At 64.7% G+C, this 19888-nt stretch carries 20 protein-coding genes; 10 read left to right on the forward strand and 10 right to left on the reverse strand.

Going from position 1 to position 19888, the window contains the following annotated elements; genetic code table 11:
- Positions 1 to 86 precede the first annotated feature (86 nt).
- Both BTO02_RS12820 and BTO02_RS12825 read left to right on the forward strand, forming a co-directional pair.
- Entirely contained in the window at positions 87 to 983 is an 897-nt protein-coding gene (locus BTO02_RS12820) for a metallophosphoesterase family protein (RefSeq protein ID WP_075157354.1), read from the forward strand.
- Between the two features lie 90 nt (positions 984 to 1073).
- Entirely contained in the window at positions 1074 to 1475 is a 402-nt protein-coding gene (locus tag BTO02_RS12825) for a cupredoxin domain-containing protein (protein WP_075158831.1), read from the forward strand.
- Positions 1476 to 1478: 3 nt separating this feature from the next.
- Here BTO02_RS12825 and BTO02_RS12830 read toward each other — a convergent pair whose 3' ends face one another.
- Positions 1479 to 2390: a LysR family transcriptional regulator gene (locus BTO02_RS12830; RefSeq protein ID WP_075157355.1), complete on the reverse strand. Its 912-nt coding sequence runs from the start codon at positions 2388 to 2390 to the stop codon at positions 1479 to 1481.
- 143 nt (positions 2391 to 2533) lie between these two features.
- Between BTO02_RS12830 and gcl the strand changes: the two genes are divergently transcribed.
- From gcl to BTO02_RS12845, 3 genes are all read left to right on the forward strand, one after another.
- Complete coding sequence (gene gcl / locus BTO02_RS12835; RefSeq protein WP_075157356.1) at positions 2534 to 4318, forward strand: glyoxylate carboligase; 1785 nt, start codon at positions 2534 to 2536, stop codon at positions 4316 to 4318.
- A gap of 166 nt (positions 4319 to 4484) precedes the next feature.
- On the forward strand, positions 4485 to 5288 hold the full coding sequence (gene hyi, locus BTO02_RS12840; protein ID WP_075157357.1) for a hydroxypyruvate isomerase: 804 nt from the start codon (positions 4485 to 4487) through the stop codon (positions 5286 to 5288).
- 53 nt (positions 5289 to 5341) lie between these two features.
- Entirely contained in the window at positions 5342 to 6250 is a 909-nt protein-coding gene (locus tag BTO02_RS12845; protein ID WP_075157358.1) for a 2-hydroxy-3-oxopropionate reductase, read from the forward strand.
- 304 nt (positions 6251 to 6554) lie between these two features.
- Here BTO02_RS12845 and BTO02_RS12850 read toward each other — a convergent pair whose 3' ends face one another.
- From BTO02_RS12850 to BTO02_RS12875, 6 genes are all read right to left on the reverse strand, one after another.
- Complete coding sequence (locus BTO02_RS12850; RefSeq protein WP_075158832.1) at positions 6555 to 7598, reverse strand: asparaginase; 1044 nt, start codon at positions 7596 to 7598, stop codon at positions 6555 to 6557.
- Positions 7599 to 7706: 108 nt separating this feature from the next.
- Positions 7707 to 8633 (reverse strand): CysB family HTH-type transcriptional regulator, encoded by a 927-nt coding sequence (locus BTO02_RS12855; RefSeq protein ID WP_075157359.1) that lies wholly within the window; start codon positions 8631 to 8633, stop codon positions 7707 to 7709.
- Positions 8634 to 8743: 110 nt separating this feature from the next.
- Entirely contained in the window at positions 8744 to 9844 is a 1101-nt protein-coding gene (locus BTO02_RS12860) for a sulfate/molybdate ABC transporter ATP-binding protein (protein ID WP_075157360.1), read from the reverse strand.
- Positions 9845 to 9856: 12 nt separating this feature from the next.
- A complete protein-coding gene (gene cysW / locus BTO02_RS12865) occupies positions 9857 to 10855 on the reverse strand; it encodes a sulfate ABC transporter permease subunit CysW (RefSeq protein WP_075157361.1) in 999 nt (332 codons plus the stop codon).
- Positions 10852 to 11757, reverse strand: coding sequence for a sulfate ABC transporter permease subunit CysT (gene cysT, locus BTO02_RS12870; RefSeq protein ID WP_075157362.1), 906 nt, complete (start codon positions 11755 to 11757; stop codon positions 10852 to 10854). Before cysT ends, cysW begins: the two co-directional genes overlap by 4 nt.
- Positions 11758 to 11895: 138 nt before the next feature.
- Positions 11896 to 12942, reverse strand: coding sequence for a sulfate ABC transporter substrate-binding protein (locus BTO02_RS12875; protein WP_075158833.1), 1047 nt, complete (start codon positions 12940 to 12942; stop codon positions 11896 to 11898).
- A 365-nt stretch (positions 12943 to 13307) separates the two neighbouring features.
- Between BTO02_RS12875 and lexA the strand changes: the two genes are divergently transcribed.
- From lexA to BTO02_RS12890, 3 genes are all read left to right on the forward strand, one after another.
- Positions 13308 to 13958 (forward strand): transcriptional repressor LexA, encoded by a 651-nt coding sequence (lexA, locus tag BTO02_RS12880; RefSeq protein ID WP_075157363.1) that lies wholly within the window; start codon positions 13308 to 13310, stop codon positions 13956 to 13958.
- A gap of 101 nt (positions 13959 to 14059) precedes the next feature.
- Entirely contained in the window at positions 14060 to 14410 is a 351-nt protein-coding gene (locus BTO02_RS34780; protein ID WP_075157364.1) for a hypothetical protein, read from the forward strand.
- Between the two features lie 251 nt (positions 14411 to 14661).
- Entirely contained in the window at positions 14662 to 15339 is a 678-nt protein-coding gene (locus BTO02_RS12890; protein WP_232243353.1) for a DUF2939 domain-containing protein, read from the forward strand.
- 27 nt (positions 15340 to 15366) lie between these two features.
- Here BTO02_RS12890 and BTO02_RS12895 read toward each other — a convergent pair whose 3' ends face one another.
- On the reverse strand, positions 15367 to 15831 hold the full coding sequence (locus tag BTO02_RS12895) for a universal stress protein (protein ID WP_075157365.1): 465 nt from the start codon (positions 15829 to 15831) through the stop codon (positions 15367 to 15369).
- Positions 15832 to 16232: 401 nt separating this feature from the next.
- Here BTO02_RS12895 and nodI point away from each other — a divergent pair, with 401 nt between their 5' ends.
- Together nodI and BTO02_RS12905 are read left to right on the forward strand one after the other, a co-directional pair.
- Complete coding sequence (gene nodI / locus BTO02_RS12900) at positions 16233 to 17147, forward strand: nodulation factor ABC transporter ATP-binding protein NodI (RefSeq protein WP_075157366.1); 915 nt, start codon at positions 16233 to 16235, stop codon at positions 17145 to 17147.
- Positions 17148 to 17223: 76 nt separating this feature from the next.
- On the forward strand, positions 17224 to 18054 hold the full coding sequence (locus tag BTO02_RS12905; RefSeq protein WP_075157367.1) for an ABC transporter permease: 831 nt from the start codon (positions 17224 to 17226) through the stop codon (positions 18052 to 18054).
- A gap of 33 nt (positions 18055 to 18087) precedes the next feature.
- Here the strand turns inward: BTO02_RS12905 and BTO02_RS12910 are convergent, their stop codons facing one another.
- Together BTO02_RS12910 and BTO02_RS12915 are read right to left on the reverse strand one after the other, a co-directional pair.
- On the reverse strand, positions 18088 to 18510 hold the full coding sequence (locus tag BTO02_RS12910; RefSeq protein ID WP_075157368.1) for a hypothetical protein: 423 nt from the start codon (positions 18508 to 18510) through the stop codon (positions 18088 to 18090).
- A gap of 274 nt (positions 18511 to 18784) precedes the next feature.
- Positions 18785 to 19837 carry a permease gene (locus tag BTO02_RS12915; protein WP_075157369.1) on the reverse strand — a complete coding sequence of 351 codons (1053 nt, stop codon included), beginning with the start codon at positions 19835 to 19837 and terminating at the stop codon, positions 18785 to 18787.
- Between the last annotated feature and the right edge of the window lie 51 nt (positions 19838 to 19888).

Here is a 19888-nt window from a genome sequence, read left to right on the forward strand (position 1 = left end):
GCGACATTCAACGGCAAGCGGGTCACATCCGGGTGACGTCGGGGTCACGTCCGGGTCACGTCCGAGCGGCAACCAAGGAGGCAGTCATGCAAAGCACCCTTCGTCATCTGAAACGGCGCGATTTCCTGAAGCTGGCCGCGCTCGGCGGCGCGGCCTTCGCGTCGGCATTGCCCGGCTTCACGTACGGGCGCGACCAGGACTTCTATTTCGTCCAGCTATCCGATGCGCACTGGGGCTTCGAAGGCCCCGCTGTCAATCCGGATGCGAAAGGCACGCTGCCGAAAGCGATTGCCGCCGTCAACGCGCTGCCGGTCAAGCCGGATTTCGTGATCTTCACCGGCGATCTCACGCACACGACCGACGATCCGATGTTGCGCCGCGAGCGGATGAAGCAGTTCGAGGCGATCGTGCTCAATCTCGACGTGAAACCGCTCTACCTGATGCCCGGCGAGCACGACGCGAGCCTCGACGCAGGCGCCGCGTTCAGGGAGCGCTTCGGCGACACCCACTACACGTTCGATCACAAGGGCGTGCACTTCATTACGCTCGACAACGTATCGGACCCGGCGGGCCGCGTCGGCGCCGGGCAGCTCGCGTGGCTTGCCGCCGATCTCGACAGGCAGCCGGGAGATGCGCGCATCGTCGTCTTCACGCATCGGCCGCTGTTCGATCTCGCGCCGCAATGGGACTGGGCGACGCGCGACGGCGCGCAGGTGATCGAGGTGCTGACGCGCCGGCAGAACGTGACCGTGTTCTACGGACACATCCATCAGGAACACCACACGATGACCGGCAATATCGCGCACCACGCGGCGCGCTCGCTGATGTTCCCGCTGCCGGCACCGGGCTCGCAGGAGAAGCGGCTGCCGGTGCCGTGGGACGCGGCCGCGCCCTATCGCGGACTCGGCTGGCGCCAGGTCGAGGTGGACAGGTCGCCGGACGCGTTCGCGCTCGACGAGAAGCCGATTCGCAACCTTTCGTGATCGTGGGGAAGCGCGATGCAAAAACCAGTCGAATCCACCGCCCGCCACGCCACCGCTACGGCGCCGGGCAAACGTGCCGGCCATTCGGTCATGAAACCCGCCGCTGCGCAACCCGCCGCCAGGCTCGCCGCCGCGCCCGCACGGCGCAGATGGCTGATGCTGGCCGGCGCGGCCGCTGCGCTCGCCGCGATGTCGCGCATACCCGCGCGTGCCGCCGCGCCGCGCGTGATCGAGGTGCGCGCGAAGCGCTTCGTGTTCACCCCGAATCAGATCAGGCTCGCCCCGCACGAAGCAGTCGTCTTCGAACTGACCGCCGAAGACGTACCCATGGGGTTCTCCATACCGCAATACGGCGTGCGCGCCGACGTACTGCCGGGACCGCCGGTACGGCTCGCCGCGCAAGCCGGCGACGCCGGCACCGTCGAGTTCTTGTGCGACATCTTTTGCGGATCGGGGCACGAAACGATGAACGGCACGCTGGTCGTCGGATGAACGCTACGCCTCGCCCGTCCAGTAGCCGGGCCGCGCGTAAACGTCTTTCAGATAGTCGATGAAATAGCGCACCTTGGCCGGCACGAAGCGCTGCTGCGGATACACGGCAAGAATGTCGTACTCGGGCAGCGCGTATTCGTCGAGTACGGTTTCGAGCTCGCCGCGCGCGAGTTGCTGTTGCACTTCCCACGTCGAGCGCCAGCCGAGGCCGAGGCCTTCGGATACCCAACGATGGAGCAGCTCGCCGTCGTTGCAGTCGAGCGAGCCGCCGACACGCACGGTCGCGCGCTTGCCGTTGCGCCGGAAATACCAGCCGCGGTTCTGGCCGCCTTGCAGGTTGAAAGCGAGACAATTGTGCCCGGGCAGGTCTTCGAGCGTTTTCGGCCGGCCATATCTGTCGAAGTACTCGGGCGTGCCGCACACGACGCGCCGGTTCGACGCGAGCTTGACCGCGACGAAGTTCGGATCGACGGCGCCGCCGATGCGAATCGACAGGTCGTAGCCTTCGCGCACGAGATCGACGACGCGGTCGGTCAGATTGAACGACACCTGTAACTCCGGCTTGTCGGCAAGAAACGGCGGCGCGAGCGGCGCGACGTGCTTGCGGCCGAACGCGGCCGGCGCCGACACGATCAGGTGGCCGCCGACCGCGCGGTGCCCGGCCGACAGTTCGTTTTCCGCCTGATCCCATTCGGCCAGCAGCCCACGGCAGCGTTCGAGAAACACCGCGCCCTCCTCGCTGACGACGAGCCGCCGCGTCGACCGGTACATCAGCTTGACGCCGAGCCGCTTTTCGAGCGCGTCGATACGGCGGCCCAGAATGACCGGCGAGACGCCCTCCTCGAGCGCCGCGGCCGCGAGGCTGCCGGAGTCGGCCACCCGCACGAAGGTTTCGATCTGTTTGAAGCGGTCCATCTGCTGTCTCCGTGCCCAACCCGATTCGATACTTTTTGTATCGGAATAAACGACCCAAACCGATCTTATCAAACCTTTGGTGCGAGCCTAAAGTGCATGGAACGCCCCATTCCCACTTTGCAGGACCTCCCGAGGAGACACTCATGGCCAAGATGAGAGCCGTCGACGCAGCCGTACTCGTGCTTGAAAAAGAAGGAATCGACACCGCGTTCGGCGTACCCGGCGCCGCGATCAATCCGTTCTACTCTGCGATGCGCAAGGCGGGCAACATCAGCCACGTGCTGGCTCGCCACGTCGAAGGCGCATCGCACATGGCCGAAGGCTACACGCGCGCCGCGCCGGGCAACATCGGCGTCTGTATCGGCACGTCGGGCCCCGCGGGCACCGACATGATCACGGGCCTCTACTCGGCATCGGCCGACTCGATTCCGATTCTCGCGATCACGGGCCAGGCGCCGCGCGCCCGCCTCTACAAGGAAGATTTCCAGGCCGTCGATATCGAATCGATCGCGAAGCCCGTCACCAAATGGGCCGTCACGGTGCGCGAGCCGGCGCTCGTGCCGCGCGTGTTCCAGCAAGCGTTCCACCTGATGCGCTCGGGCCGTCCGGGTCCCGTGCTGATCGACCTGCCGGTCGACGTCCAAGTGGCCGAGATCGAGTTCGACATCGACACCTACGAACCGCTGCCGGTCTACAAACCGAAGGCGACGCGCGCGCAGATCGAAGCCGCGCTCAAGATGCTCAACGACGCGGAAAAGCCGCTGATCGTCTCGGGCGGCGGCGTCATCAACGCGGCTGCCGAAGATCTGCTCGTGCAGTTCGCCGAAACGATCGGCGTGCCCGTGATTCCGACGCTGATGTCGTGGGGCGCGATTCCCGACGACCATCCGCTGATGGCCGGCATGGTCGGCCTGCAGACGTCGCACCGCTACGGCAACGCGACGATGCTCGCCTCCGACTTCGTGCTTGGCATCGGCAACCGCTGGGCCAACCGCCATACGGGCAGCGTCGAGGTGTATACGAAGGGCCGTAAATTCGTGCACATCGATATCGAGCCGACGCAGATCGGCCGCGTGTTCGGCCCCGATCTCGGCATCGTGTCCGACGCGAAGGCCGCGCTCGAACTGTTCGTCGAGGTCGCAAAGGAATGGAAGGCCGCGGGCAAGCTGAAGAACCGCGGCGCGTGGGTCGAGGAGTGCCAGGAGCGCAAGCGCACGATGCTGCGCAAGACGCACTTCGACAACGTGCCGGTCAAGCCGCAGCGCGTCTACGAAGAGATGAACAAGGCGTTCGGCCGCGACACCTGCTACGTGAGCACGATCGGCCTGTCGCAGATCGCCGCCGCGCAGTTCCTGCACGTGTTCAAGGCACGCAACTGGATCAACTGCGGCCAGGCGGGCCCGCTCGGCTGGACGATTCCCGCTGCGCTCGGCGTGCGTGCGGCCGATCCGCAGCGCCCGATCGTCGCGCTGTCCGGCGATTACGACTTCCAGTTCATGATCGAAGAACTGGCGGCCGGTGCGCAGTTCAAGCTGCCGTATGTGCACGTGGTGGTCAACAACTCGTATCTGGGCCTGATCCGCCAGGCGCAGCGCGCGTTCGAGATGGATTACTGCGTGCAACTGGCGTTCGACAATATCAACGCGCCCGAAGTGGAAGGCTACGGCGTCGATCACGTGAAGGTTGCCGAGGGTCTCGGCTGCAAGGCGCTGCGCGTGTTCAAGCCCGAAGACATCCAGCCGGCGCTCAAGAAAGCGCAGGCGATGCTGTCCGAATTCAACGTGCCGGTCGTCGTCGAAGTGATTCTCGAGCGTGTGACGAACATCTCGATGGGCGCCGAAATCGACGCAGTCAACGAGTTCGAAGAACTGGCCGCGTCGCACGAGGATGCGCCGACGTCGATCACCGCACTGAGCGCGCTCGATTGACGAAACGAGCGGCGGATTGCGCCGCGCCGGCGCGCCGCCCTCGCCTGTGCCGCGCGTTGCCGTCGCGGCACATCTACCAGTCCGTTTCTGTTTTTGCCATGCCCGTGCGGCGGTTAGCGACAACCGCCCGCGGGACGTTGTCCACCTGACCGACCAGAGAGCAACAATGCCGAAATTCGCCGCAAACCTGACGATGCTGTTCAACGAAGTCCCGTTCCTCGAGCGCTTTGCCGCCGCGGCGAACGCGGGTTTCGACGCCGTCGAATTCCTGTTTCCGTATCCGTACAAGACGGCCGAACTCGCCGAACGCCTGCAGCAGAACGGCCTGAAGCTCGTGCTGCACAACCTGCCCGCCGGCAACTGGGAAGCCGGCGAACGCGGCATCGCATGCCTGCCCGATCGTGTCGGCGAGTTTCAGGAAGGCGTCGGGCGCGCGATCGAATACGCGAAGGCGCTGAAGGTGCCGCAATTGAACTGCCTCGTCGGTATTCCGACGGCCGGCGTCGATGCGGACAAGGCGCGCGCGACGATCGTCGACAACCTGCGTTTCGCCGCCGCCGAACTGCAGAAGGAAGGCATCCGGCTGCTCGTCGAGCCGTGCAACTCGTACGACATTCCGGGCTTCGCGCTGAACCGCTCCGCCGAAGGACTCGACGTGATCCGCGCGGTCGGCTCCGACAACCTGTTCCTGCAATACGACATCTATCACATGCAGCGCATGGAAGGCGAACTCGCCGCGACGATCAAAAAGAATGTCGCGTCGATCGCCCACATCCAGCTCGCCGACAATCCGGGGCGCAACGAACCGGGCACCGGCGAAATCAACTATCCGTTCCTGTTCGATCTGCTCGACTCGCTCGGCTACGCAGGCTATATCGGCTGCGAATACAAGCCGCGCACGACGACCGCCGAAGGACTCGGCTGGTTCCGGCAGGCGAAGTCGGCGCACGGCGCGAAAGCGACGGCGTAAGCACAGCGAAAACCTCAGGACCTCAATTTCCAGCTATCACGGAGAGTACGTAAATGGCAAACATCGGTTTTATCGGCCTTGGCATCATGGGCGCGCATATGGCGCGCAACCTTCTGAAGGGCGGCCACACGCTGTTCGTGAACGGCGCGTATCCGGTGCCGGACGATCTGACCAGAACCGCGACCGTGGTCAAGGATTCGACGGCCGTTGCGCAGGCATCGGACGTGATCGTGATCATGGTGCCCGATACGCCCGACGTCGCGAACGTGCTGTTCGCCGCTGACGGCGTCGCGGCGGGCCTCGCCAAGGGCAAGCTCGTGATCGACATGAGCTCGATCTCGCCGCTCGAAACGCAGGCGTTCGCGAAGAAGATCAACGAACTCGGCTGCGACTATCTCGATGCGCCCGTGTCCGGCGGCGAAATCGGCGCGCGCGAGGCGACGCTGACGATCATGGTCGGCGGTCCGCAGACGGCCTTCGATCAGGCCAAGCCCCTCTTCGATCTGATGGGCAAGAACGTCACGCTGATCGGCGACAACGGCGCGGGCCAGACGTGCAAGGTCGCGAACCAGATCATCGTTGCGCTCAATATCGAGGCGGTTGCGGAAGCGCTGCTGTTCGCGGCGCGCTCGGGCGCGGACCCGGAGCGCGTGCGCCGCGCGCTGATGGGCGGCTTCGCGGCGTCGCGCATTCTCGAAGTGCACGGCGAGCGCATGACGAAGCGCACGTTCAACCCGGGCTTTCGCATCGAACTGCATCAGAAGGACCTGAACCTTGCGCTCGACGGCGCGCGCAAGCTCGGCATCGCGCTGCCGCATACGGCGAGCGCGCAGCAACTGTTCAGCGTCTGCGCGGCGAACGGCGGCAAGGCATGGGATCACTCGGCGATGGTGCGCGCGCTCGAGATCATGGGCAACTTCGAAGTCGCGCAGGCGCCGGCGAGCGACGCGAAGGCAGCCTGACGCGTTCTTGCACCTGATAAAGCAGTCGAGCAGGACTCGGGCTGTCGCATCTGCCGCAACAGGCAGCGACAGCCCTCTCGTGGGGCGTCCGGTCCGAAGCGCATCGCGCAACGGGCTGGACAAATCAAGCCGCTCTGGGCTGAGGGCGGCTAGTGGGGTCCGCAGCGGCACCCGTCGGCGACGGGGAAGCCTTGGTCGGTCAGACGTCGTCGTCGGGTGTCCGCCTGTCGGATTTCAATCGAGCGCGCGCGCAACGCGACGTGCTTCTAGCGCACGCACCGCGCGTGCGAGGCCGCGTACCCAATCAGTAAAGATCGAATACGCGCTGCAACGCCGCTTGCGTCGTGTTGCCGGCCGCCAGCGCCAGCAGCAGCAGAACACGCGCCTTATAGGGATTCAGTGCATTCGCGCTGACAAAGCCGAGCGTGTCGTCCGATGCCGCACCGTTGTGCATCACATGCCCCGAACCGACACGCGATGCGCGTACGACTGCGATGCCCTGCGCAGCCGCGTCTGCGAGTGCTTGCTGCAGCGACGCGTGAATCGACCCGTTACCCGTGCCCGCGACGACGATGCCGCGCACAGCGGCCTTCACGAGGGCATCGACCGTCACGCGGCTTGCGCCCGCGTAACTCGCGACGATTTCGACAGCAGGCCAGCTATCGTTCGCCGTCGCTTCGATCGCGAACGCGGTGGCCGTCGTATGCGGGCGCACGACGCGGCGCTGAAATTCGACGCGCCCATCCTGCACCCAACCGAGCGCGCCGACTTCCGGCGACTGGAATGCGTCGACGGCGAACGTGCTCGTCTTCACCACATCGCGTGCGCTGTGAATGCGGTTATTGAACGCGACGAGCACACCCTGGCCGTGGGCCGCGCGGCTCGCCGCGACGCTGAGCGCATTGAGCAGATTGAGCGGGCCATCGGCCGACAGCGCACTCGAGGGCCGCATTGCCGCGGTCAGCACGACGGGCTTCGTGCTCTTCACGCTCAGATGCAGCAGATAGGCGGTTTCCTCGAGCGTGTCGGTGCCGTGCGTGATGACGATGCCGTCGATGTCGTCGGCGGCGAGCAGCGCGTTGACGCGTTGCGCGAGCGTGGTCCACAAAGCGAGCGACATGTCCTTGCTGTCGATGCTCGCGACCTGTTCGGCCCGGATGTTCGCGAGTGCCGCAAGCGCGGGCACGGCCGCAAGCAGTTGCCCGACACCGACGACGCCGGCCTGATAGCCGGCGGTGCGGGTCGCATCCTGTGCGGAGCCGGCGATCGTGCCGCCGGTCGCGAGCACGGCGATGCGCGGCAATGCGCTACAGGACGCGGCGGAAGGCGACGAAGAAGAGGTATTCATGCCGGCGATTGTAAGCGATGCGCCGCTTCGGTCCGCAGCGAAACGCATTGCCCTGCGCGGCTCGCGTCAGGCGAACGCTGAAACCGCCTGCCGCGAGTCCAGCCACGCTTAGGCCGTCTCGCGCAATTGCGCCGCGATTTCCGCTTCGCTCAATTGCGGCGCGAACATTTCGATGAGCCGGTACGCGTAAGCGCGCAGAAACGCGCCCTTGCGCAAGCCGACGCGCGTCGTGCTCGCTTCGAACAGATGCTGCGTGTCGAGCGCGACGAGTTCGCTGTCGCGCTTCGGATCGAACGCCATTGCCGCGACGATGCCGACGCCCATGCCGAGTTCGACATAAGTCTTGATCACGTCCGCGTCGATGGCGGTCAGCACGACGTCGGGCATCGCGCCGACCTTCGTGAATGCCTGGTCGATATGCGAGCGGCCCGTGAAGTCCTGGTCGTAGGTGACGATCGGGAATTCGGCGATCTCTTCGAGCGTCAGGTTCGCGCGGCCGACGAGCGGATGATCTTTCGGCACGACGACGACGTGATGCCACGAATAGCACGGGAACGTCACGATATCGGGGTAGCGGTCGAGCGCTTCGGTCGAGATGCCGAGATCTGCTTCGCCGTTGATGATCATCTGCGCGATCTGCTGCGGGTTGCCCTGGCGCAGCGCCAGATGCACTTTCGGAAACACGTCGGTGAACTGGCGGATCACTTTCGGCAGCGCGTAGCGCGCCTGCGTGTGCGTGGTCGCGACGACGAGGTGGCCGTTGTCCTGGTCCGCATATTGCCGTGCGACGCGACGCAGATTTTCCGCATCGAGCAGCATCCGCTCGATCAGCTGATGCACGGCCTTGCCCGGCTCCGTGAGGCCGGTGAGACGCTTGCCGCGCCGGATAAACACATCGACGCCGAGTTCGTCCTCGAGGTCCTTGATCTGTTTCGACACGCCCGACTGCGACGTGTAGAGCACGTTCGCGACTTCGGTCAGGTTCATATTCTGGCGCACGGCCTCGCGCACGAAGCGCAACTGCTGGAAGTTCATGGGGTCTCCTGTCGACCCGAGTCAGCGCTTCAGCGCTTACTCGGGCCCCATGCTGACGATGGTCCAGCTTAGCGCTTCAGCGCTTAGCTGGACCCGTCAGCCAATCCTGTTCAATCCCGCGCCGGGAACACACGCAGCGAACGCGGCACCGCGGTCACCGTATCGCCGACGGCAAGCTGCAATTCGCGCCACGCTTCGCGATCAAGCTCCGCTTCGAGCACCGGTGCGCCGGGTGCATCCGCCGCCGTTTCCCCCCCGCCGCGCTTACGCCCTTCGAGCTCGACACGCACCGACCCGCCAAGCGTCACCACGCGCCGCACGCCGAGCGCGATGCCCTCACATTGCCCACCCGCCGCCTCGCGATACAGCACGAGATCGTGCGGTCGCACATACGCGAGCGCCGGCCCCTCGAAGCCCGCATCGACGGCGATCGGCTGCGCCGCGCCGTCGACGACGAAGCCGCGCCGGTCGACACTGCCGTGCAGACGGTTCGCCGCGCCGAGAAACTCGTAGACGAACGACGTCTGCGGATGGTCGTACACATCCTGCGGGCTGCCGACCTGCTCGACATGCCCGTGATTCATCACGACGATGCGGTCCGCCACTTCGAGCGCTTCTTCCTGATCATGCGTGACAAAGATCGTCGAAATATGCAGATCGTCGTGCAGGCGGCGCAGCCAGCCGCGCAGCTCCTTGCGCACTTTCGCGTCGAGCGCGCCGAACGGCTCGTCGAGCAGCAGCACCTTCGGTTCGACCGCGAGCGCGCGCGCCAGCGCGATACGCTGCCGCTGCCCGCCCGACAGCTCCGACGGATAGCGCGGCGCAAGCCAGTCGAGCTGCACGAGCTTGAGCAGTTCATGCACCTTCTCGCGAATCGCCGCTTCGGACGGCCGCTCGTTGCGCGGCTTCACGCGCAGACCGAATGCGACGTTCTCGAACACGGTCATATGCCGGAACAGCGCGTAATGCTGGAACACGAAGCCGACCTGGCGCTCGCGCGCGCGGACTTCGGCGACGTCCTGCCCTTGCAGCACGACCTGCCCGTCGTCCGCGAACTCGAGACCGGCGATCACGCGCAACAACGTGGTCTTGCCGCAACCGGACGGCCCGAGCAGCGCGACGAGTTCGCCGGGCGGAAAGTCGAGCGACACGTTGTCGAGCGCCGTGAAATCGCCGAAGCGCTTATGCAAGTTACGAACGGTGATGCCCATCTGTTGCGCTCCTTATTGAACCCGGCGGCCGGCGGCCGCGCTCGACGGCACCGCCGCGCCCGCTTGAGCGGCGACCACGCCGGCCACGATGCCGGACGCGGCAGCGGCCTGCGCACCGGCACGCGACGACGAAGACTCTTCCGACATATGCCGCTCGGCAAGCAGCTTGAGGCCGAGCGTCACGAGCGCGAGCAACGCGAGCAGCGACGCCACGGCGAACGCCGCCGAGAAGTTGTATTCGTTGTAGAGAATTTCGACGTGCAGCGGCATCGTGTCGGTCTGCCCGCGAATATGGCCCGACACGACCGACACCGCACCGAACTCGCCCATCGCCCGCGCGTTGCACAGAATCACGCCGTACAGCAGACCCCACTTCACGTTCGGCAGCGTCACGCGGCGGAAAATCTGCCAGCCCGACGCGCCTAGCACGTGCGCGGCTTCTTCTTCGTCGGTGCCTTGCGCCTGCATCAACGGAATCAGTTCGCGCGCGACGAACGGGAACGTGACGAACACGGTCGCGAGCACGATGCCCGGCACCGCGAATACGATCTGCACGTCATGCGCTTGCAGCCACGGGCCGAACCAGCCCTGCGCGCCGAACAGCAGCACATAGATCAAGCCTGAAATGACGGGCGATACCGAAAACGGCAGATCGATCAGCGTCGTCAGCAGCGCCTTGCCGCGGAACTCGAACTTCGCGATACACCACGAGGCCACGAGCCCGAACACGAGATTGAGCGGCACCGCGAGCGCCGCGGTCAGCAGCGTCAGCTTGATCGCGGACCATGCGTCGGGGTCGGCGAGCGACTCGAAATAGAACGCGAGGCCTTTGCTCAACGCCTGATAGAACACCGCGGCCAGCGGCACGACGAGAAACAGCACGAGAAACAGCAACGCGACAGTAGTCAGAATCCAGCGGACCGCGCGCGGCTCGGTAACCGGACTGTCGGCGCGCGCGGCTTTCGAGGCCGTACGACGCGTGTTCGACAGCACGACGGAGTCGTCGCTCATCGCGCACCTCCGTCGTGCGCCGTGGCTGCCGGCAGATGGCCCGCGGCCGGCACCGGTGCCGATGCGCTGCGGCTCGTACGGCGCTGCAAATACCACTGCAGCGTATTGATCAACAGCAGCATGATGAACGACACCACCAGCATCACGACCGCGATCGCCGTCGCGCCCGGATAGTCGTACTGCTCGAGCTTCGTGATGATCAGCAGCGACGTGATCTCCGACTTCATCGGCACATTGCCCGCGATAAAAATCACCGAGCCGTATTCGCCGAGCGCGCGCGCGAAAGCGAGCGCGAAGCCGGTCAGCAGCGCCGGAAACACGGCCGGCAGGATCACGCGCCGGAAGGTCAGCCAGCGCGATGCGCCGAGGCACGCGGCCGCTTCCTCCTGCTCGCGTTCGAACTCCTCGAGCACGGGCTGCACCGTGCGCACGACGAACGGCAAGCCGATAAACGTCAGCGCGACGAGCACGCCGAGCGGCGTGAACGCGATCTTGAGGCCGAGCGGCTCCAGAAACCGGCCGATCCAGCCGTTGCCCGCATAGACGGCCGCAAGCGAGATGCCGGCCACCGAGGTCGGCAGCGCGAACGGCAGATCGACGATCGCATCGACGACGCGCTTGAACGGAAACGTATAGCGTGTGAGCACCCACGCGACGAGAAAACCGAACACGGCGTTGATCAATGCGCCGCCGAGCGCCGCGGAAAACGTGAGCCGGTATGACGCGAGCACGCGCGGCGAACCGACCGCGCGCACGAACTGGCTCCAGTCGAGCGTTGCGGTTTTGAGGAACGTGGACGCAAGCGGGATCAGCACCACGAGGCTCAGATACGCCACCGTGATACCGAGCGTCAGGCCGAAGCCCGGCAACGCACTCGGCTTGCGGAAGGTCAACGTCGTCATGCTGGGTACTCTTTCAAAAGTCTTGCGCGGGTCGCTGTCATGCACAGTGCGCGCACTGCGCAACAGGCACTTCGGTTACACGCTCAAAAGTGCGCCCGAAGGCGCGCTTGCCTGACTGCATCCGCCGCAGCGCGAGTACTACTGCGGCGAGTAAATCGAATCGAACACGCCGCCGTCGGCAAAGTGCGTCTTCTGCGCGTTCGTCCAGCCGCCGAACGTATCGTCGACCGTGTAGAGCTTAAGCTTCGGAAACTTTTCGGTCAGCGCCGCAGGCACCTTGTTCGAACGCGGACGGTAGAAGTTCTTTGCGGCGATCTCCTGCCCCTCTTCGCTGTACAGGAACTTCAGATACGCTTCGGCGAGTTTGCGCGTGCCATGGCGGTCCACGACCTTGTCGACCACCGCGACGGGCGGCTCCGCGAGAATGCTGACCGACGGCACCACGATCTCGAACTTGTCCGGTCCGAACTCCTTGATCGACAGGAACGCCTCGTTCTCCCATGCGATCAGCACGTCGCCGATACCGCGTTGCACGAAGCTCGTCGTCGCGCCGCGCGCGCCGGAATCGAGCACGCCCGCGTTCCTGTAGAGCTTCGACACGAACGCCTTCGCCGTCTGCTCGCTGCCGCCGGGCTGATGCAGCGCATACGCCCATGCAGCCAGATAGTTCCAGCGTGCGCCGCCCGACGTCTTCGGGTTCGGCGTCACGATCGCGATGCCCGGCTTCACCAGATCGTCCCAGTCCTTGATGTGTTTCGGGTTGCCCTTGCGCACGAGAAATACGATCGTCGACGTGTACGGCGAGGCGTTATCGGGCAAGCGCTTCTGCCAGTCTTTATCGACGAGACCCTTGTTCGCGAGCGCGTCGATGTCGTAGGCGAGCGCGAGCGTCACGACGTCGGCCTGCAACCCGTCGAGCACCGAGCGCGCCTGTGCACCCGAGCCGCCATGCGACTGCCTGAAGGTGATCGACTCGCCGGTCTGCGCCTTCCATTGCTTGCCGAATGCCGCATTGATGTCCTGGTACAGTTCGCGCGTCGGGTCGTACGACACATTGAGCAACGTCGTATCAGCATGCGCCTGTGCGGCCAGTCCGAGCACCGCAGCCGCACCGATGGCCAGAGAAGCGAAGAATTGCTTCGCGCGCACCGTCGAGCGCCATGTCGTCTCCCGCCGTGCCGCCATGTTTGGCGTCGACGTTTTCTTGCGCTCAGACGCGCTTTCTGCGAACCCCGTAGTGCGATCGTTCATTGATGTTTTCTCCGCTCGCCGCTGTTTCCCGATCCCGCGAATTGCTTACTCCGCCGGGCCTCATATCGATTTGAGGCCAGTCTATCCGCGGCGCTTCATCATTAAAAATAATGTTTCTTCATTTTTTAATACGCAAAAGTGGTAACGCCGGCCCGACACGGCGTTCGGACGGAAATTCCGAAGTGAAGAAAGATAGGGCTTGTCGACGAGGGGATCGGGAGCCGAACTTAAAGTAAAGCTTGAAAAGCGCCGGATACTGTATAAAAATACAGTCACCTGTTCATCCATACAGTGGCGCCATGACCAAACTCACCGCACGACAGCAGCAGGTTTTCGATCTGATCCGCCGCGCGATCGAGCGCACGGGCTTTCCGCCCACGCGCGCCGAGATCGCGGCCGAATTGGGCTTCAGTTCGGCCAACTCGGCGGAAGAGCATCTGCGGGCGCTCGCTCGCAAAGGCGTGATCGAACTCGCGGCCGGCGCGTCGCGCGGCATCCGGCTGCTGGCCGGACAAGACGACGCGCCTCATCAGTTCACGCTGCCGCATGCGGCGCTCATGCAGCTGTCGCTGCCGCTCGTCGGCCGCGTCGCAGCCGGCAGCCCGATCCTCGCGCAGGAGCACATCGCGCAGCACTATGCGTGCGACCCGGCGCTGTTCTCGAGCAAGCCCGATTACCTGTTGAAAGTGCGCGGCCTGTCGATGCGCGACGCGGGCATTCTCGACGGCGATCTGCTCGCGGTGCAAAAGCGCAGCGAAGCAAAAGACGGCCAGATCATCATTGCGCGCCTTGGCGACGACGTCACGGTCAAGCGCTTGAAGCGACGGCCGAACGGCATCGAACTGATCGCCGAAAACCCCGATTACGAAAACATCTTCGTCGAGGCCGGCAGCGCGGATTTCGCGCTCGAAGGCATCGCGGTCGGCCTGATCCGGCCAGGTGAATTCTGATTTCCCGCTGATTTAGCGCCGAGTGTTAGCGGATTTCCGTTCAGTTTCGGCTCGGTTTCAGCTCAGTTTCGCTCAGTTTCAGATACCGTCTGGAGAGATTCATGGAACGCCTTGCCCGCTTGCTGCCCTTCCGTCAGTTCGGCCGTCTGCGCCACCTGCGCAACCTCGTGCCATGCGCCGTGCTCGATGCGATGCATGTGCCGCGTACCGGCTCGCTGTTCGATTTCGAAGAGCATGAGCGGTCGATGGTCGAAGCCGACGCGTCGTTGCCGTCGTCGCTCCCCGCGTTTGCACGCGTCTCGCTGAACGCCGCGCTCAACGCCGAGCCCGCACGCCGCGCGCCGGTGCGCGTCTATCACGGGCCGTCGCGGCTCATCATGGTCGGCACCGTCGATGCCGTGTGCAGCATGATCGACCGCTGCATCGCCGAGGAGCACGCGCAAGCGGCGTGAGCGCGCCCGTTCATCGCGAACGTGCATATCGCGAAGGTGCATGTCTCGGCGCATGTCGCCAACGCGCATGTCGCCAACGCGCATGTCGAGAACGGCCGAGGCGCGATGAAGTACATAAGATTGCGGGATCGTTTCAGCGAGAATGGGGTCCACGGTAAACCACCCCATTCACCATGAAAGGAACGTTCCGCACGATGATGGTTCGCACAAGCTGCGCGCAACGCGCGATAAATGACCGCATCGGTGGCCACATGAATCACAAGATGACCGGCAGCGTCAGGCGGTCCGTGCTGGTCACGGTCGTTGTCATCGTTGTGCTGATCGCGCTGGCCTTCGCGTATGCATCGCCGTATATCGCACTCAACCGCCTGAAACGCGCAGCCGACGCGCGCGATGCGGCAACAGTCAACGAATACGTCGATTTCCCGGCGCTTCGCGAGAGTCTCAAGGAACAGCTCGGGGGCTTGCTAAGACGCAGAATCGGCGCGGAAAGTCACGGCAATCCGCTCGCCGCGCTGGGCGCCATGATCGGTGTCGCGTTGATCGGGCCGCTCGTCGACGCGTATGCGACGCCGGACGGCGTCGCCGCGCTGCTCAACGGAATGCCGCCACGCGGCGAACCGGGCGAGCGCCCGCCTGCGCCGCCGGACGCGTCGGCTTCGTCGTCCGATTCGTCGTCTGATTCGTCGTCAAACGGTGGCAACCCCGCTGCTGCGCGCTCTGCTCCACCCGTATCACCGGCACCGACAGCATCGGCCGCGAACGGCTCGAAGCCGCCTCAGCCTCCGCAAACCACAGCCGGATATCGCGGCGTCAACGAGTTCGTCGTCACGTATCGGCACGGTGTCGGCGACACGCGCTATGCCGCGATTTTCCATCGCGAAGGGCTTTTCACGTGGAAGCTTGCGGCAGTCGATCTCGGCGAGTAGGCAGCGCCGGTTCTGCCGGCTAGAGCCTCATGCCGCGGCCGACTGCTCCTCGCCTGGCGACGAACACGCAACGAGAATGCTGCACGACACGCGATCGAGTAGCGGCGTGTTGCCCGCGCCCATCCACCATCGCGAGAGTCCATGCCGGCAGCGATGGCCGACGACGACAAGATCGACCTTCAGCTCTTCCGCAAGCGCCGCGATTTCATCGATCGGATGACCGAACGCAAAGTGCCCTTGCGCCCTGACGCCACGCTCGGTCAGCCAGTCGACGCCTTCTTGCAGGATGTCGCGCGCCGTCTTTTCGAAACTGCCGCACGCCACGTCGGTCAGCAGGCCCGCGCTTTGCGCGATGCTCGAGCGCATGTCGACGACCGACAGCAGATGAGTCTCCGCTTTCAGATCCAATGCCAGATCCGCACCGCAGCGCAGTGCCTTGCGGCCTTCGCGCGAACCGTCGTAGCACAGCAGAATTTTCTGGTAGCTGGCCATTGTCGTTTCTCCCTTCCGCGCCAATCGCGGACGTCGAGTCAATCATGGTGCGCCGCAATTGCGCTTGCAAGGGCTGGAAAACGCTAAGTGCGCGCAAGCACGTTCGATGCCGCATGCGGCACCGCACGAAAGCCCGTCGCAGCCTTGCGGTGACCGCCCCGCGCCCGAAGACGTGGCCTAGAATAGGCGACGCTTCGAAGCGGCCAGCTCGTGAACGACTGCTTCGTTTTTATTCGACATCCCGTCGCGCCTGCTGTTCGTGTCGCCTCGCCGCTAGCTGTCGTTCGTCGTTCGTCGTCCGCTGTTCTGTTGCGCTGTCTCGCAGTCTCGCCGTCGCCCGTAGCGATCGCGAGTCATTGCGATCTTTGTCCAATCAACTATCGTCATCGAACGCTCCGCTTATGTCCGACGCCGCGATCGAATTCCATCGAGTCGAAAAACGTTACGGCGGCAGAAAGGTCATCGACGGCCTGTCGTTCGATGTGCGGGTCGGCGAATGTTTCGGTCTGCTAGGTCCGAACGGCGCCGGCAAGACCACGACGCTGCGCATGCTGCTCGGCATTGCCGCGCCCGATGCCGGCGCGATCCGTCTGTGCGGCGAACCGATTCCCGCGCGTGCGCGCATCGCCCGCGCGCGCATCGGCGTGGTTCCGCAATTCGACAATCTCGATCCGGACTTTACCGTTCGCGAGAATCTGCTCGTGTTCGGCCGCTACTTCGGCCTTAGCGCCAGGGCAATACGCGAGCGCGTGCCCTCGCTGCTCGAATTCGCGCGGCTCGAACACAAGGCCGATTCGCGTGTCGCCGAACTGTCGGGCGGTATGAAACGCCGGCTCACGCTCGCGCGCGCGCTCGTCAACGATCCCGATGTGCTCGTCATGGACGAGCCGACCACAGGTCTCGATCCGCAGGCGCGCCATCTGATCTGGGAACGGCTGCGCTCGCTGCTGTCGCGCGGCAAGACGATTCTTCTGACGACGCACTTTATGGAAGAAGCCGAACGCCTGTGCGACCGGCTTTGTGTGATCGAAGAAGGCCGCAAGATCGCCGAGGGCGAACCGAAGGCGCTGATCGCATCGGAGATCGGCTGCGATGTGATCGAAGTCTACGGCCCCGATCCGCTGGTGCTGCGCGATGCGCTCGCGCCGTTCGCCACGCGTATCGACATCAGCGGCGAGACGCTTTTCTGCTATGTCGACGATCCGCAGCCCGTGCACGCGCAACTGAAACAGCGCGACGACGTGCGCTATCTGCATCGGCCCGCGAATCTCGAAGACGTATTTCTGCGCCTCACCGGCCGCGAGATGCAGGACTGACGTGGCACGATCGAACGGCACGACTCAAACGCCGGAACTCAAAACAGCAGCACACACGCAGCAGGACTCATCGACCATGGATGCCCGCTCATACGATACCCCCGACCACCCGCTCGAGCCCGCGCGCGAACGCTTCGCGGCACTACCCGCCAATGCGCTGAACTGGTTCGCGGTGTGGCGCCGCAACTATCTCGTGTGGCGCAAGCTCGCGCTCGCGTCGATGTTCGGCAATCTGGCCGATCCGATGATCTATCTGTTCGGCCTCGGTTTCGGGCTCGGGCTCATGGTCGGGCGCGTCGACGGCGTGTCGTATATCGCGTTCCTCGCGGCAGGCACGGTCGCCTCGAGCGTGATGATGTCGGCGAGCTTCGAGTCGATGTATTCGGGCTTTTCGCGAATGCACGTGCAGCGCACATGGGAAGCGATCATGCATACGCCGCTGACGCTCGGCGACATCGTACTCGGGGAGATCGTCTGGGCCGCAAGCAAATCGGTGTTGTCCGGCACGGCAATCCTGATCGTCGCGGGTCTGCTCGGCTACGCGAAATTCCCCGCAACGCTCGTCGCCCTGCCCGTCATCGTGCTCGCGGGTCTGGCGTTCGCGGGCCTCGCGATGATCGTCACGGCGCTCGCGCCGTCGTACGATTTCTTCATGTTCTATCAGACGCTCGCGCTTACGCCGATGCTGCTGCTCTCGGGCGTGTTCTTTCCCGTGTCGCAGCTGCCGCCCGCCGCACAATACGCGACGCAACTGCTACCGCTCGCGCATGCGGTGGACCTGATCCGGCCAGCGATGCTCGCGCGGCCGATCGACGATGCGGCGCTGCACGTAGCCGTGCTCACGCTCTATGTGATCGTGCCGTTTCTGATCTCGGCCGTGCTGTTGCGCCGCCGGATGATGCGGTAAGCCGCTGCTCGTCGTTTCAGTCATCGAGCCGGCTTAATCTTCGTCGTCGGACCACGGGATATCGACGTCGGAAATGAATGCGACGGTTGCAAACGGCCCGCCTTCCTGGCGGCCGATCTTGCCGTCCGCACGATGCCATTCGACGCGGAACACGGTGCCCGGATCGTTGGCGAGAAGGCGCACGGTGCGCACTTCGTCGGGATCGGCCTCTTCGACGGGACCGTCGAGCGAGACCAGCAATGCCTGCGGCCACACGCCCTCGTCCGGGTCGTAGATGCGGTCGCCATCGGGAATCGAGGTCGACGCCTCGACGCCGATCGTCGCCGATGCGTCGACGATCATCTTGCCGAGCGCTCGCAGCAAAGCGGTTGCACGCGCCGAATTGGCCTGGCGGATCGCGAGGTCCCCGCGCGTGAGCGCCTGCTCGAGCTTCGGATTGGTCTTCTGTTGCGCCATGCGTTTGTCCTGAGTTCGATCGTCTTTTGACTATGAATAATCGCCTGCCGGATTGCCGACCGGCAATCTGCCGCCCCTGAGCACCCGGCTCCACCCAGTTTAGGTCGAGATTCGACCGTGGAGGCGGCTTGAAACCGCTTGAAACCGCTTGAAACCGCTTGAAACCGTTGAAACGGCCTGAAACGGGTTTGAAACCATTTGACGTGCCGAATCGCTCGATGACATGGGCGATGTTACGTCAGCCGCCCGCGCATCCGCTGTTGCAGCGCGTCATTTACAGGCCCATGCCGACCGCCAGCAGACCCGCCACGATACCGAATGCGACCACCGCGACCGCGACGATAGCAAGCACGCGCGGGCGAAATGAACGCGCGAGCATCGCGAGCGACGGCACGCTGATCGGCGGCAGCGTCATCAGCAACGCGCCGGCGGGACCGACGCCGATGCCTAGCGTCAGCATCGCCTGAATGATCGGTACTTCGCCCGCCGTCGGAATCACAAACAGCATACCGGCGACCGCGAACGCGACAATCCAGCCGATCTCGTTGCCAATCGCCGGCCCGATCTGCGGAAACAGCCACGCGCGCGCTGCGCCGAGCAGCAAGACCAGCACCAGATACTCGGGCACGAGGCGCACGGTCATGCGCGCGAGGATCCCCAACCAGCGCGCAAACGCGCTGCCTTCCTGCTGACGCGCAACCTGTTCGGCAAGGCGCGCGTCGGCCGCGCTGGCCTCGCCGGGCGTGACGAGCCGGTTTACGAGGTAACCCAGACCGAACACCATCAGCACACCGAGTGCAAGCCGCAAACCCGCCCATTGCCAGCCGAGTACGAAGCCCATGAAAACGAGCGTGGCCGGATTGAGCACCGAGTTGCCGAGCCAGAATGCGATCGCGCCGCCCGGGGACGCGTGGCGCGCACGCAAGCCCGCGACGACCGGGGCCGCGCAGCAGGTGCACATCATGCCGGGAACCGCGAGCAAGCCGCCTGCCGCCACGCTGCCGAATCCGGTCTTGCCGAGCACCTTTGCGACCCAGTGCGCAGGCAGCAACGCCTGTACCGCGGAGCCGAGCAGCAGGCCGAGCACCATCGCCTGCCAGATCGCCTTGCCGTATGCCCACGCGTAGGCGAGCGCCGCGGAGAGCGACGGCGCGGGCGGGCTCGACACACTGCCCATGAGGATCGACGAGCCGATCGAATGGGTCGACGCCGCCGTGAATGCGCGGTGATAGTACGGGAACCACTTCACATAAAAGAGTCCCGCGACCGCAAGCAGCAGGAAGATCAGCCACCCCGATGCCGGGGCGGTCTGTCGCGTGGTATTCATCTGGATTGTCCTCTGATGCGTATGTTGCCGGTTGCTTCTGTTCGAGTCGTA

The sequence above is a fragment of the Paraburkholderia sp. SOS3 genome, from assembly GCF_001922345.1.
In the GTDB taxonomy this organism is placed as follows: Bacteria; Pseudomonadota; Gammaproteobacteria; order Burkholderiales; family Burkholderiaceae; genus Paraburkholderia.

Bases quoted from the DNA above. Each gene is read 5' to 3' on its own strand.
- BTO02_RS12820 (WP_075157354.1), top strand. From the start codon at position 87: ATGCAAAGCACCCTTCGTCATCTGAAACGGCGCGATTTCCTGAAGCTG.
- BTO02_RS12825 (WP_075158831.1), top strand. From the start codon at position 1,074: ATGAAACCCGCCGCTGCGCAACCCGCCGCCAGGCTCGCCGCCGCGCCC.
- BTO02_RS12830 (WP_075157355.1), bottom strand. From the start codon at position 2,390: ATGGACCGCTTCAAACAGATCGAAACCTTCGTGCGGGTGGCCGACTCC.
- gcl (WP_075157356.1), top strand. From the start codon at position 2,534: ATGGCCAAGATGAGAGCCGTCGACGCAGCCGTACTCGTGCTTGAAAAA.
- hyi (WP_075157357.1), top strand. From the start codon at position 4,485: ATGCCGAAATTCGCCGCAAACCTGACGATGCTGTTCAACGAAGTCCCG.
- BTO02_RS12845 (WP_075157358.1), top strand. From the start codon at position 5,342: ATGGCAAACATCGGTTTTATCGGCCTTGGCATCATGGGCGCGCATATG.
- BTO02_RS12850 (WP_075158832.1), bottom strand. From the start codon at position 7,598: ATGAATACCTCTTCTTCGTCGCCTTCCGCCGCGTCCTGTAGCGCATTG.
- BTO02_RS12855 (WP_075157359.1), bottom strand. From the start codon at position 8,633: ATGAACTTCCAGCAGTTGCGCTTCGTGCGCGAGGCCGTGCGCCAGAAT.
- BTO02_RS12860 (WP_075157360.1), bottom strand. From the start codon at position 9,844: ATGGGCATCACCGTTCGTAACTTGCATAAGCGCTTCGGCGATTTCACG.
- cysW (WP_075157361.1), bottom strand. From the start codon at position 10,855: ATGAGCGACGACTCCGTCGTGCTGTCGAACACGCGTCGTACGGCCTCG.
- cysT (WP_075157362.1), bottom strand. From the start codon at position 11,757: ATGACGACGTTGACCTTCCGCAAGCCGAGTGCGTTGCCGGGCTTCGGC.
- BTO02_RS12875 (WP_075158833.1), bottom strand. From the start codon at position 12,942: ATGGCGGCACGGCGGGAGACGACATGGCGCTCGACGGTGCGCGCGAAG.
- lexA (WP_075157363.1), top strand. From the start codon at position 13,308: ATGACCAAACTCACCGCACGACAGCAGCAGGTTTTCGATCTGATCCGC.
- BTO02_RS34780 (WP_075157364.1), top strand. From the start codon at position 14,060: ATGGAACGCCTTGCCCGCTTGCTGCCCTTCCGTCAGTTCGGCCGTCTG.
- BTO02_RS12890 (WP_232243353.1), top strand. From the start codon at position 14,662: ATGAATCACAAGATGACCGGCAGCGTCAGGCGGTCCGTGCTGGTCACG.
- BTO02_RS12895 (WP_075157365.1), bottom strand. From the start codon at position 15,831: ATGGCCAGCTACCAGAAAATTCTGCTGTGCTACGACGGTTCGCGCGAA.
- nodI (WP_075157366.1), top strand. From the start codon at position 16,233: ATGTCCGACGCCGCGATCGAATTCCATCGAGTCGAAAAACGTTACGGC.
- BTO02_RS12905 (WP_075157367.1), top strand. From the start codon at position 17,224: ATGGATGCCCGCTCATACGATACCCCCGACCACCCGCTCGAGCCCGCG.
- BTO02_RS12910 (WP_075157368.1), bottom strand. From the start codon at position 18,510: ATGGCGCAACAGAAGACCAATCCGAAGCTCGAGCAGGCGCTCACGCGC.
- BTO02_RS12915 (WP_075157369.1), bottom strand. From the start codon at position 19,837: ATGAATACCACGCGACAGACCGCCCCGGCATCGGGGTGGCTGATCTTC.